This is a genomic window from Eubacterium sp. AF16-48 (assembly GCF_003479405.1).
In the GTDB taxonomy this organism is placed as follows: Bacteria; Bacillota; Clostridia; order Lachnospirales; family Lachnospiraceae; genus Eubacterium_G; species Eubacterium_G segne.
Map to the genome: position 1 here is coordinate 86,340 of NZ_QUHB01000002.1, position 12,448 is coordinate 98,787.

A 12,448-nucleotide genomic window follows, 5' to 3' on the forward strand; every position below is an offset into this window, starting at 1 on the left:
GAAAAACAATGCAGATGAATGACGAAAATATTCAAACAGAGGAAATCAAACGGGCAGCAGAGCCGGAGTTCAAGTTTCCGGATGATGCGGAAAGCACATCAAGACCAAACGAAACAGCAGAGGTTGTGACGAGGGAATCAGCAGAGGAGACAAACACAGAACTCTTGCAGAGTATTGACAAGAAACTTGACATGCTGCTTGCAGCACAAACAGCGACACAGGCAGCAAAGGAGGAATAATCATGAATACACCGATTGCAGTAAGAATTGAATGTGCAAAGGGAGAAATCCTCAACGCTATGGAGACGATACAGAAAAGACATGCGTTGCCTCCCTGCATCATGGACGGCGTGTTGTCGTCCGTACTGGCAGAGGTGAGGAGTGAGGCAAAGATTGAACTCATAAACTCAACAAATGCGATGATGGCATCAAAGGACGAGGAACTCGAAAAGGCAAAGAAAGCAGCAAAGAGAGTTTTGAAAACAGAACCGGACAAGGAGCAGCCGGAGCAGGATGCACCGGAGAATCCGGAAAAATAAGAAGTAAACACCGAGAGGAGGTGAGAGCATGGCAGCATTGACGAAACTGACAACGAACATCAATCTTGAAATGTCCGGAGACACTAAAAGATATTTAGTATCTGCAAAGCAGGGAGACAAAGCAACACGATTCATCGTCGCAAGACTGCTCAACAACGGTGAACCGTACACAATCCCGACGGGTGCGAGAGCGGTCATCAACATCGCAAAGCCGGACGGAAAGCATGTGTATAACACATGTTCATATTCCGGTTCGGATGTGACAGTCGAATTGACAAATCAAGCACTTGCAGCCTCCGGAACGGCGTATTGCGACATTGAAATCCGGACAAGCGATGATTCACAGGTTATCACATCCGCATCATTCACAATGGAGATTGAACCGTCACAGAGGAATGAAAATGCTATCTTGTCAGCGAATGAGTTCACAGACCTTGAGAACCGGATTGCAGGACACATCAAGAATATTGATGACACGGATGCAGCAGTCAAGAAAGCAGAATCCGAAAGAGTGGTCGCAGAGAATGCGAGAGTGAAAGCAGAAAAGGCAAGGGTGACGGCAGAAAATAAGCGACAGGAAAATGAGAACACCCGCATCCAACAGGAGCAGCAGAGGCAGCAGGACACCTCGCAGGCGGTCAAGAATACGAATGAGGCAACAGATGCATCCAAAAAGGCGACAACAGCCTGCAAAGAGGTTACAGAGCGGGCAGAGGATGCATTGCAGAATCAAGAGCAACTTGAGGCGACATTGAACACGGCGACGCAGATTCGACAGGATGTGTCACAGATGCAGACAGCAGTTGCAGAGGCAAAGAAACAGGTCGAGCAGGACAAAAAGGATATTGATGACACGATTCAAAATTCACTGCTTGCATCAGCAGAGAAAATCCTTGAGAGTGTGCAGGACTATTTCAACCGTGCAGAGGCTTTATATTCGAGTATGTATCTTGATTGTGACGGAGAAACGCCGTATCTGCGAACGGTGACACCGGTATTCATTGACGGAGCAACGCCACAGGTCAGAAATGCGAATGAGGGCGTTGATTTTGACGGAGGAACGCCGACCTCCCGACAATTAGCAGTATAATTCCATGATACTGGAAACAGACGGCGAAACGAACACAAAGGAGTGATTGTGTGATATATTCCATAATCACGGAGCAAAGGAGGTTGAACAATGGCAGCAATCAGACCATGCACCGGAACAACGGCAGACTGGAAAGCGGTTGAGGACACTCTGATTCTCAAGGAAAGAGAAATCGGAGTTGAACTTGATGCATCCGGTCATTATCAAATCAGACAGGGAGATGGTAAAAAGAAATTCTTTGACCTGCCGATTATCGTCAACAATGCCCGTTATGAGGAAATACTGACATTGACACAGGGATATATGAACACCGTGAACAATTTCAGCAAGAACATGACAGAGGCGACGAACAGTGCAAACGGTGCAGCAGCAACGGCAAACAATGCAGCGTCGACAGCAAGTGCAGCAGCAAAAGCGTGTCAAGGCATTGTGAACGGTCTCAACACTATGGTTGACACCGTCACAAAGAAATCATGTGTCCTCACGGTTGAGGATGGAATTTTGACGATAAGGGAGGCGTAAAAAATGGCAAGCGGAGACTTAATTGTAAAAGTAGCAGACAAAGACACACTCGACCGCACATATGCAAATACAAACGCTATACTGGCAGCAGTCGGGGAAGATGTAAGAATAAAGGGTGTAAAGCGTTACGGAATGAAAATCAACAAAAATGACAGCAATCCGGCGACACGATGCACATATCTTTTCGATGCGGTGGGAATGACACCCGCTGCGATGAATTATTCTGCCGGACGGTTCGATTTTGGAGACTGGGGAAACGTCTTTTTTGTAAAGAACAATTATCCGGCAATGGTCAAATATGACGGTACAGAAGATTATAAACTCGACCCGAACGACCACACAAAGAAAGCAGACGGAAAAACGGCATCCGATGTCTCAAACACGGCATACGGAGGAAATGCAATGAGCGTATTCGATGGCAGCGGTGACAAGGGCAAGATTTGGCTCTCACAGTTTGAGGTCGGAAACTATGAGTACATGATTATTTCAAACGTCCAGTACGATGAATCATACAACGATGACGCATATGTCAGAGAGGACGGTTCACATGCGGACAAACTCTATTTCCCGATGTTTGGCGGTTCGTATGATGGAACACGCATCCGCTCACTTGCAGGACAGGCACTCATGTATAACACAAACGCATCAACAGAGATTGCAAGAGCAAAGGCAAACGGTGCGGGATGGAATATCGGCTCATGGAGCAAACGAAACCTGTTGAATTGTATGCTCAAGATTATGTCAAAGACAGACAATTCACAGACTGCATTCGGACAGGGTCAGACATCCGGATATGTGAACGATGCATCACAGAATTACGGGCATCTTGCAACCGGAACACTCAAGGACAAAGGACAGTTTTTCGGATATAACGACACAACACATGAGGTCAAAGTGTTCTACATGGAAAAACCGTGGGGCAACCGTTGGGATAGAATCAACGGTCTGTTGATGGTAGGCGGTGAAATCCTTGCAAAGATGACACCACCGTACAATCTGACAGGAAAGGACTTTGAAAAGGTCGGAATCACATTCACATCATCCGGCAACGGTTATCAGAAAGGAACAAAGTCAAGTAGATTCGGACGCATTGTCAATTCAATAGGTGGCAGCAGTAGCACATACACATGTGACTATTTTTGGTGGAATGCCGGAATTCCTGCGGTCGCCCTTGTCGGCGGTCACTGTAGCAATGGCGAGTACTGCGGTGCGGATTGCTTGTATTTGAACGGTTCTGCGGGCTCTGCGTACTGGTACATCGGTGCGTCCGTTTTCTTAGAACAGCCTATCGCTGCGTAAGCAGCAGGGGGAGGAACGGAGGGGGAACGCCTCCGCTATTCCCGCCGTTAGGCGGTGTGGTCGTTTTTAGAAAAATGAATATAGGGATATAGGGTGCGGTGTCGGGCGGTGTTCCTGCTCCCTGCGGTCGCCCTTGTCGGCGGTAACTGTAACAATGGCGAGAACTGCGGTGCGGATTACTTGAATTTGAACAATTCTGCGGGCAATGCGAACTGGAACATCGGTGCGTCCAATTTCTTCTCATATCGGAGCGTTTAATCAAATGCAGCCTATATCCCACGCCACAAGGCGAAAATCATTCCGGATATAGGGTCGGTTGAGTAAGCATCCGCACAAAAACCGATAGGAGATAAGAAAATACTATATGAGAAGTTACAACAACCTATATGAACCAATGTTACAAGACGACTACATAAAACAGTGTTTTATAAATGCATCCAAAAAGAAAAAGAACAGGAATGATGTGCGGGAGGTATTAGAGAACCTCGATGAACACACAGAACTCTTGAAAAAGATGTTGACAGAGGAGTTGTTCATTCCGGACTATCACAAACCGAGCATCATCAACGAGAGCAGCAGCAAGAAAACACGCCGTATATTGAAACCGCATTACAAATATGAGCAGGTTATTCATCATTGTGCAATAGGTCAGTTCAAACCGATTGTGATGAATGGATTGTATGAATTTTCATGCGGGAGCATTCCGGACAGGGGTGTTCATTACGGAAAGAAGTACATGAGAAAATGGCTTGATTCCTACGACGGAAAGAAATTCTTTGTTCTCAAGATGGATGTTCACCATTTCTTTGAATCCATAAACCGGAGAATCCTCAAAAGGAAACTCAAAGAGGTAATTCGAGATAAACGGTTTTATAGATTACTCTGCATACTGATTGAACATGACAAAATAGCACTCGTTGCAAAGATTTTGACGGATGCAGGTGTTGAGATAGATGCAGAGCAGACGAAAACGCTTGTCGGATGCATAGCATTTGACGACATCTCCGGAGCGTTGGAGATATTGCAGGAAATCGGCATCGCAGGAGCGATGTTCGATGAACTGAAAGAAATTATTGAGGAGATGCGAAAAGGCGTTCCGTTGGGATATTTCACATCACAATGGTTCGGCAATTTTTACTTGAAAGCACTCGACCATTACATCAAGGAGGAACTCCATGCAGAGCATTACATGCGATATATGGACGACATGGTGATACTGGGAAAGAGCAAAAAGAAACTGCACAAAATACATGCAGCAATCGAAACATATCTGAATGACAATCTCGACCTTGAAATAAAAGGCGATTGGCAGGTGTTTAGATTTGAATATCCGGTATTTGATAAAGGCGGGAATCCGGTACTCGATAAAGACGGAAAGCAGGTCACAAAGGGTCGTATGCTTGATTTTATGGGATTTCAATTTCACCATGACCGGACAACCATCCGGAAATCAAACATTGAGGCTGCGAGACGTAAGGCAAACCATATCTCAAAACAGGATAAAATCTCATGGTATAACGCATCGGTGATGTTGTCATATATGGGATTGTTCAAACACACGGACACATACAACTATTACATTGATTACATCAAACCAAAAATCAATGTCAAGAAACTCAAGAGGATAGTTTCAAAGCATAGCAGAAAGGAGAACGAACATGACAGACTGGAAAAAGGTGACAGGAACACAGCCGGACAAGCCGGAGGAGGTCGACAGGACATCGTCGCCGTCAACGGTTTACCTGCGTAAGAACATCGAACAGGTGACAAGAGAGGTTGAGGGCAGCGACGGAAAGATGCAGACAGTGACCGAATGGCAGTACGACGAGAAAGAAATGACAGTTGAGGAATATGAGAACATGGCACTCATGAAGTCAGTCGTTGAGGAGAACACATCCGGAATCGTCGAATCAGTGACACAGTTTCAGAAAGATGCGGTCATTGACGAATACACACAGCAGTTGATTGAGGAGGGGTTGATTTAGTATGAAAATACTTGTTGAAAGTCTCAAAAGAATGTACAAAAAAGGCACTCTCACAAAGGAACAGATTTCCGAGCGTGTCACAAAGGGCAGTATTTCAGCGGATGAATATGAATATATAACAGGAGAAAAATTCTCCGGCGGTGATACAGAATGAGTCCGCTTGAAATAATATCACGATTGTGCGATGTGACGGAAAATCTATCGGCAATCGTGAAAAAACAGCAAACAATCATTGAACAGTCGAAAATCGAGGAGGCGGTCAGAGCGGAACTCCGGCAGGAGGTAGAGGAGACAGACAGGGAGATGGATGTTCTCGAATATCACATGCGGAAATACTGCGACACCGACGACATCGAGGCGACAGAGTTCGGAAAGGAGAACGCCGTTGACGATTGAGGTTTCCTTGCTAATCTCCGGAGTGTCGGTTGCATTCGCAATCTTTTTCGGAATCTGCTCAAAGCAGAGGAACGACAAAAAAGACACACAGGAAGAAACGGAGAGACGAGCAGAAAATGACACAATGGTGGTTGTGAAACTTGAGAACATCGCAGACGACATCAAGGACATCAAACGGGAATCAAGAGAGAACCGTGAGGAGATGAAACAGTTGAGAGAGCGTGTTGTCATTGTGGAACAGTCACTCAAGAGTTATCACAAGAGACTGGACGGAGAACAGCATTCCGACCGATAACAGGAGGGCAGGAAACAGGCAAGAATCAACCTCACAGAAAAGAGGCAATACATGAGAATGACAGAACAGGAACGACGCATCAGAATTCGGCATCTGAAAAGAATGTACCGGATAAGGGAGCGAAAAGAGAGACATGACAAAAAGGTGTCCGGTCTGTTCATGAAACGTGTTGTATTCACTTTGATTCTTGCAGCATTTATCTTTACAGTCGTGATGATATTTGTGTTTTTGCGGATGGGTTCAGAACCGTCGACACTGATTGAGAATGTATTCCGTTTTCTATCAGTCGAGGGCGGGGCGATGGCACTCATTAAGTCCGTGAAAACGGTCAAGGGAACAAAGTCAAACGGAGAAATACAACACAATGACGAACCGGAACAGGATGACGAGGAGGTACAAGGATGAAATACATCGTCGAGAATTGGTTTGTGATTGTGGGTCTGATTGCAGTATGTGCAGCGGGAGGATATGCAGTATATGTTTTCGTGAAAATGCCGTCAGACAAACAGTTGAACAAAGTGAGAGAATGGCTGCTCTATGCAGTCACAAAGGCAGAAAAGGAACTGGGAGGCGGTACAGGTCAAATCAAACTGCGATATGTATATGATATGTTCGTCGCACGGTTCACATGGCTTGCGAGAGTGATTTCGTTCGAGGCTTTTTCGATGATGGTCGACGAGGCACTTGAGAGAATGAAAAAGATGCTTGAGAGCAACAAAGCGATGCAGACGCTTGTGAGCGGTGAGGCAGGTGAAACGGTTGAAAAGGATATGTGATTTCGCAACCGGAAACGCACACACAATCGTGCTGATATATGCAATCGTCGCTGTCATCGTATGGGTGGCGGTAAATCTGTATTTTTGGAAAATTTCTTTTGATTTAGACAGAGAAATTCGGGAAGAAATGAGAGAATACGGGGATTGCTATTCTGACACGGACGAGGCAAAATTCGGGAAACACATAACAAGGTTGACCGGATTTATCATTTCAATTCCTGCTGCGGTGATGTGGTGGTGTACACCTCTAATCGTGGCGGGATTGATGATATATGACAAGATACAAGAAAAGAATCCGGAATTGTGCGGATTCAAAGCAGACGATTTTGACAAGGAGGAAAACAAATGATTTCAAATTGCGGACATGATGAAAACGGAAGATATTCCGGAGGAAAAGCCGGAGACCAAACAGGTACAGAGTGGCAGGTTATAAATTGGTATAGTAGACCGTGGAAATGCGTTCTCCGTCACCCGAACGCAAAAGTGAGAGCGATGATTGCGAGCATGGCAAAGGCAGCAGCAGTCAATAATAAAATCGGATATTGTCAGTCACACAGGGGTACATTTTGGACGAATCTTGCAGATTCAAATTTCGACCCCGCACAGATTACAGTTGCATGTGAGGCAGATTGTTCATCCGGTGTCGCTGCAATCGTAAAGGGTGCAGGTTACAGACTGGGGATTGACGCACTGAAAAAGGTGAGTACGGCATGTTATACCGGAAACCTGCGAGCAGCACTCAAGGCAGCAGGATTCGAGGTACTGACAGAAAACAAATATCTGACATCGGATGCGTACTTGCTTGCGGGAGATATTCTGTTGAATGATGGTGCTCACACAGCAACAAACCTCACAGACGGTGCAAAGTCATCCGGAGCGGGAGCATCCAACACAACACCAGTCAAGAGCAACACAAAGGTTGATGTTGCACACGGATTCAACAAGAGCCTTGCAGGAACATACAAGGTGACTGCATCCGGATTGAATCTCCGTGCGGGAGCAGGAACAGGAAAATCAATCCTTGCAGTGATGAATCACGACGAGAAAGTCCAGTGCTATGGATATTATAACGATTGCAACGGCGTGAAATGGTTGTATGTGGTTTATAAGAATATCGTCGGTTATGCATCAAGTAAATATTTGAGCAAATAGGAGGGATAATCATGTTATACTATTTAGGCAAAGGAACAGAGTTCAAGAAAGAGGACTGCAAAGAGTACAAGAAACTTGATGCAGCATTAAGGGCAGCAGCAAAGGACGAGAGCCTCGTTGTTTGGGATGAAACCGGAAAGGTCATCGGTTCGCTCACGGATGATGTTCCGGAGGGAGCGTTGCAGACAAATCCGGACGGCAGTGTCAACACATACGATGCGGACGGAAACAAGACCGGAACAGTAGACGCAGAGACACTCAAGGAAATGACAACGGTCAATGACGATGTGAGCGAACTTGCAACCGGAGACAATGAGCAGGAAACATCGCAGAAGAACGCAGAGGACGACGAGAACGCCTCAAATGAGGATAAGGCGACAAATCCACAGACCGAACAGGAAAACGGCGAAAATGGGGCGAATACAGAGCCGGACAAGGCGACAGAGAAGCAGCAGGAGGACAAGGTCATCATTCCGCAGGGCAAAATGAGGGTGACAGTCATTTGTGACGGTTCACTCAATATCAGACGTTCGGCAGAATGGGGCAATGACAACATCTGCGGTCGTGCTATCAGAGGACAGTCATATTATGTGAAAGAGATTCATGTTGTCGACGGAAAGAAGATGGTCAGAACAATCGGCGACCTTTACCTCTCCGGAGAATCCGAGCATGTACAGTTCGAGCAGTTGTGATATAATAAAGCAACGGGAAAACGCTTGAGAGAATATGCGTAAAAGACGGGTAACTGACAAACGGTCAAAAAATGCCGTAAAATAGGCGTTTGGAGTTATCAAAGAGATAATGATTGCTTGCGAATCGCAATGCAAATGGAAAGCCCTGAAGAATTTATTCTTCAAGGGCTTTTTCTTTGCATTGTGATTCATTAGAATCTAAGAATGACCGAGAAGAAGTGAGCGAAGCGAACGGATTCGAGGCTCATTATTAGATTCGCAAGCAATATTGGGGGATATTCACGATTCCATAGGAATCTGAAAAAAGTTTATTTCACCTCAGAAATTCGGATCGAAGGTGTTTTTTTATATAAATTATGATAAAATATATTGTGATAGTTGAAGATTAAATGTAATTAATAAGTAACTTTCATATTAATTAGAATGGAGGGATGTTTATATGACAACTGTAAGCACTAAAAATGGTAGAATTATAAAAGTTGTATCAAGAGAAGAAGAGTAAAGTACATTGACAGAATCAGATAATGAAATGGATGAAAGAGCGGTTGAGGCTGTTAAGGCAGCAATAAATAAAGCAAAAATTTGCAAAAAACCTATAGCGGGTTACGATAAAGAAAAGAAGAGAGCATATGTTGAGTATGCAAATGGAGAAAGAAAGTATGCAAAATAGAAAACCGATGATTCTTGTATTAGCGGGACCAAATGGCTCGGGAAAAAGTACATTAACAACTTTTTTCGATAAAGTTGGTAAATATACTAATGCCGATGATGTTGTTGCTGCGGTTTTAGTTGGAACGGTGTTAGGGGTTGTTACCAAAATGTTTGGAGCAAAGAGAGATTATTTATTAGCAGCAGAAAGAAGATAAAAATTATGAATAAGGTACTTATTGTAGATGATGAAAAAGAAATTGCTGATTTAGTTGAAATTTATTTAGAAAATGACGGATATCAGGTTCATAAGTTTTATAATGGGGAAGATGCTCTTAACTGCATACTTAATAATGACATAGATTTGGCAATTTTAGACGTTATGCTTCCTGATATTGACGGATTCTCCCTTTGCAGAAAAATAAGAGAAAAGTTTTACTTTCCTATCATTATGCTAACGGCAAAGGTAGAAGATATGGATAAAATAACGGGACTTACAATTGGAGCAGACGATTACATCACAAAGCCATTTAATCCATTAGAACTTTTGGCGAGGGTTAAAACTCAGCTTAGAAGGTATACCAGATATAATGGGTTGGAAAATCAGGAGGATAATCAATATGATATTAGGGGACTTCATATCAATAAAGAAAATCATAGCTGTTATTTAAATAAAAAAGAGATATTTCTCACCCCCCTTGAATTTGATATATTGTGGTATTTGTGCGAAAACAAAGGCAAAGTAGTGTCTTCAGAGGAACTGTTTGAAGCTGTATGGAAGGAAAAATACATGGACAGCAACAACACAGTAATGACTCATATTGCGAGAATCAGGGAAAAGATGAAAGAGCCGGCAAGAAATCCTAAATATATAAAAACCGTTTGGGGTGTGGGCTACATAGTTGAGGAATAAATATATGAAAAGTAAAATAACAGGGAGATTCATAAGAAAATACATAGTAACAGGTGCGGTTTTTACTCTTTTAGTTATTGGGTTGGCTGTGGGAGCTGTTATATTATGTCATACCAGAATATGGTATGGCGATGACCCTACCTATATATTTCTAAAAATGATAGACCAAAACAAGTGGCAGATAGGCATTGGTTTTGTGGGCATTGGATGGATTATTATAGCATGTTTTTTTATGGTGAAATGGATTGGATATATTGGTGAAATTGCTTTGGCTTCAGAGAAACTTGCCGATTTGTCAGAGGATACAATTATACTTCATGACGATTTGAAGGAAATTCAGGATCAGTTAAATGAAGTAAGAAAAAAAGCAATTAAAAATGCCAGGGCTGCAAAAGAGGCGGAGCAAAGAAAGAATGATTTAATAGTATATTTAGCCCATGATTTAAAAACCCCCCTTACAAGTGTTATAGGCTACCTTACCCTGCTGAGTGAGGAACCGGACATACCGGCAAAAACACGGGCAAAATATGTGGGAATTACTTTAAGGAAGGCAGAACGCTTAGAGGAACTAATTAATGAATTTTTTGATATTACAAGATTTAACCTTAGCAAAATTGAAATTGATTTGGAGAAAACCAATTTAAGCAGAATGATTGAGCAGGTGTGCAATGAATTTATTCCGGTTCTTATGCAAAAAGGTCTTACATGGAATCTGGCAATTGCTCCTGACATTTTTATTATGTGTGACACTGACAAAATCCTAAGGGTATTTGATAATCTTATAAGAAATGCCATAAATTACAGTTATAATGATACGGAAATAAAATGTAGTCTTACATTAGAAGACAATGTTGTATATTTCAAAATAAAAAACAAGGGAAAGACTATTGCACCTGAAAAATTAAAGCGTATTTTTGAACAGTTTTTCAGACTCGATTCCTCCCGTGGAACAGCTACCGGCGGCGCAGGGTTAGGACTTGCCATAGCAAAAGAAATAGTGGAACTTCACGGCGGAACAATTACAGCAGAAAGCAGGGATGAAAGCATTGCCTTTCAGGTGGCACTTCCATTAAGTGAGCCTTAAGAATTTCGTAAGAAATATGCAAGTGTTTTGAAACAATGGTTATACAAATAATTAAAACATAAAAATCTCCTATAAGTTAAACTTTTAATGAAAACAAAGTATAACTTGTAGGAGGTTTTTTACATATGAAAAGGAGAAGAAGGAGAAAAATAAGAGTTGTAAGGGTGACAATTTTTGTAGTAGCTATACTTATTGTAATATTTGTAGGAAGTAAAGGGGCAGGTTTTCTCATAAACCTAAAGCAAACAGACACAGAAGAGGTTACGGCAAAATATAAAGCAGAAACTCCTGTAAAAAGAGATTATAATGAAGCAGAGAAAAAATTAGCCGGGCTATCTGAAAAATATCCGGAATTTAAGCCAATATATAATAACAGAAATGAGTATCCACAGGAAATAATAAAATCTCTTTGCAATACGCCTGAAATGATTGAATTTGTTAAGGGATACTTAGATTCAGGTAATAAGGCAAAGGGAGGTCTTGCAAAGAAAGAAAAACAGGCGAAAATACCATTACTGATTCAGTGGGATAAAAGATGGGGGTACGCACCTTATGGAGAATCAGATATAGGAATGGCAGGGTGTGCACCAACGTGTTTATCCATGGTAATTGTAGGATTAACTCATGATGACAGTGCGACACCATATGAGGTAGCAAAGTACGCACAGGATAATGGATACTATGTTGAAAACACCGGGACTTCCTGGAGTCTCATGACAGAAGGGGCAGCAGAGTTTGGTGTTGATGGCAGGGAAATATCTCTTGACAGGGAAACGGTTATGTCCAATTTGCAAGAGGGAAATCCTATTATTTGCAGTGTAAGACCGGGCGATTTTACAACAGAGGGACATTTTATTGTACTTACTTCCGTTCAAAATAATAAGATAAAAGTAAATGATCCTAACAGCAGGTCAAGGAGCCGTTTATGGGATTACGACAAAATTGAAGGACAGATAAAAAATCTATGGGTATATAGTTTAAAATCTTAAATAAAATTTTTCTAATACAAATTTTATTGATTTTATCAATTAAATATGTATAATACTAAGGTAGGGAAC

General features: G+C 42.6%; 20 protein-coding genes. All 20 read left to right on the plus strand.

Annotated elements, in window-relative coordinates; genetic code table 11:
• The first annotated feature begins 8 nt into the window (after window positions 1-8).
• The 20 genes from DWW68_RS02655 to DWW68_RS02750 all read left to right on the plus strand — a co-directional run bounded on the left by DWW68_RS02655 (window position 9) and on the right by DWW68_RS02750 (window position 12,379).
• On the plus strand, window positions 9-239 hold the full coding sequence (locus tag DWW68_RS02655; RefSeq protein ID WP_118588773.1) for a hypothetical protein: 231 nt from the start codon (window positions 9-11) through the stop codon (window positions 237-239).
• Window positions 240-241: 2 nt separating this feature from the next.
• Window positions 242-538, plus strand: coding sequence for a hypothetical protein (locus tag DWW68_RS02660; protein WP_118588774.1), 297 nt, complete (start codon window positions 242-244; stop codon window positions 536-538).
• 28 nt (window positions 539-566) lie between these two features.
• Window positions 567-1,628, plus strand: coding sequence for a BppU family phage baseplate upper protein (locus DWW68_RS02665; RefSeq protein ID WP_118588775.1), 1,062 nt, complete (start codon window positions 567-569; stop codon window positions 1,626-1,628).
• 90 nt (window positions 1,629-1,718) lie between these two features.
• Window positions 1,719-2,150 carry an alanine-zipper protein gene (locus DWW68_RS02670; protein WP_055287276.1) on the plus strand — a complete coding sequence of 144 codons (432 nt, stop codon included), beginning with the start codon at window positions 1,719-1,721 and terminating at the stop codon, window positions 2,148-2,150.
• Window positions 2,151-2,153: 3 nt separating this feature from the next.
• A complete protein-coding gene (locus DWW68_RS02675; protein WP_118588776.1) occupies window positions 2,154-3,449 on the plus strand; it encodes a hypothetical protein in 1,296 nt (431 codons plus the stop codon).
• Window positions 3,450-3,813: 364 nt separating this feature from the next.
• Window positions 3,814-5,199, plus strand: a complete 1,386-nt coding sequence (locus tag DWW68_RS02680; protein WP_117800718.1) for an RNA-directed DNA polymerase — start codon at window positions 3,814-3,816, stop codon at window positions 5,197-5,199.
• Complete coding sequence (locus DWW68_RS02685; protein ID WP_147365637.1) at window positions 5,108-5,434, plus strand: hypothetical protein; 327 nt, start codon at window positions 5,108-5,110, stop codon at window positions 5,432-5,434. Before DWW68_RS02680 ends, DWW68_RS02685 begins: the two co-directional genes overlap by 92 nt.
• A gap of 1 nt (window position 5,435) precedes the next feature.
• Window positions 5,436-5,588 (plus strand): XkdX family protein, encoded by a 153-nt coding sequence (locus tag DWW68_RS02690; protein WP_118588778.1) that lies wholly within the window; start codon window positions 5,436-5,438, stop codon window positions 5,586-5,588.
• A complete protein-coding gene (locus DWW68_RS02695; RefSeq protein WP_101874790.1) occupies window positions 5,585-5,830 on the plus strand; it encodes a hypothetical protein in 246 nt (81 codons plus the stop codon). The genes DWW68_RS02690 and DWW68_RS02695 overlap by 4 nt, the downstream gene beginning before the upstream one ends.
• The gene (locus DWW68_RS02700; protein ID WP_055287287.1) at window positions 5,820-6,125 is read left to right on the plus strand and encodes a hypothetical protein; all 306 of its coding nucleotides are present in this window, start codon (window positions 5,820-5,822) and stop codon (window positions 6,123-6,125) included. The genes DWW68_RS02695 and DWW68_RS02700 overlap by 11 nt, the downstream gene beginning before the upstream one ends.
• Window positions 6,126-6,176: 51 nt before the next feature.
• The gene (locus DWW68_RS02705) at window positions 6,177-6,530 is read left to right on the plus strand and encodes a hypothetical protein (protein ID WP_226972216.1); all 354 of its coding nucleotides are present in this window, start codon (window positions 6,177-6,179) and stop codon (window positions 6,528-6,530) included.
• Window positions 6,527-6,901 (plus strand): hypothetical protein, encoded by a 375-nt coding sequence (locus DWW68_RS02710; RefSeq protein ID WP_101874791.1) that lies wholly within the window; start codon window positions 6,527-6,529, stop codon window positions 6,899-6,901. Before DWW68_RS02705 ends, DWW68_RS02710 begins: the two co-directional genes overlap by 4 nt.
• Window positions 6,885-7,250, plus strand: coding sequence for a hypothetical protein (locus DWW68_RS02715; RefSeq protein WP_055287292.1), 366 nt, complete (start codon window positions 6,885-6,887; stop codon window positions 7,248-7,250). Before DWW68_RS02710 ends, DWW68_RS02715 begins: the two co-directional genes overlap by 17 nt.
• Window positions 7,247-8,053 carry an SH3 domain-containing protein gene (locus DWW68_RS02720; RefSeq protein ID WP_055287294.1) on the plus strand — a complete coding sequence of 269 codons (807 nt, stop codon included), beginning with the start codon at window positions 7,247-7,249 and terminating at the stop codon, window positions 8,051-8,053. The genes DWW68_RS02715 and DWW68_RS02720 overlap by 4 nt, the downstream gene beginning before the upstream one ends.
• A gap of 11 nt (window positions 8,054-8,064) precedes the next feature.
• Window positions 8,065-8,745: a hypothetical protein gene (locus tag DWW68_RS02725; protein WP_118588779.1), complete on the plus strand. Its 681-nt coding sequence runs from the start codon at window positions 8,065-8,067 to the stop codon at window positions 8,743-8,745.
• A 508-nt stretch (window positions 8,746-9,253) separates the two neighbouring features.
• The gene (locus tag DWW68_RS02730) at window positions 9,254-9,415 is read left to right on the plus strand and encodes a hypothetical protein (RefSeq protein WP_243052998.1); all 162 of its coding nucleotides are present in this window, start codon (window positions 9,254-9,256) and stop codon (window positions 9,413-9,415) included.
• The gene (locus tag DWW68_RS02735) at window positions 9,405-9,611 is read left to right on the plus strand and encodes a hypothetical protein (RefSeq protein WP_118588780.1); all 207 of its coding nucleotides are present in this window, start codon (window positions 9,405-9,407) and stop codon (window positions 9,609-9,611) included. The genes DWW68_RS02730 and DWW68_RS02735 overlap by 11 nt, the downstream gene beginning before the upstream one ends.
• 5 nt (window positions 9,612-9,616) lie before the next feature.
• Window positions 9,617-10,306: a VanR-ABDEGLN family response regulator transcription factor gene (vanR, locus tag DWW68_RS02740; RefSeq protein WP_118588781.1), complete on the plus strand. Its 690-nt coding sequence runs from the start codon at window positions 9,617-9,619 to the stop codon at window positions 10,304-10,306.
• Window positions 10,307-10,463: 157 nt separating this feature from the next.
• Complete coding sequence (vanS, locus tag DWW68_RS02745; protein WP_279220104.1) at window positions 10,464-11,390, plus strand: vancomycin resistance histidine kinase VanS; 927 nt, start codon at window positions 10,464-10,466, stop codon at window positions 11,388-11,390.
• Between the two features lie 125 nt (window positions 11,391-11,515).
• Entirely contained in the window at window positions 11,516-12,379 is an 864-nt protein-coding gene (locus tag DWW68_RS02750) for a C39 family peptidase (protein WP_118588783.1), read from the plus strand.
• Window positions 12,380-12,448 lie beyond the last annotated feature (69 nt).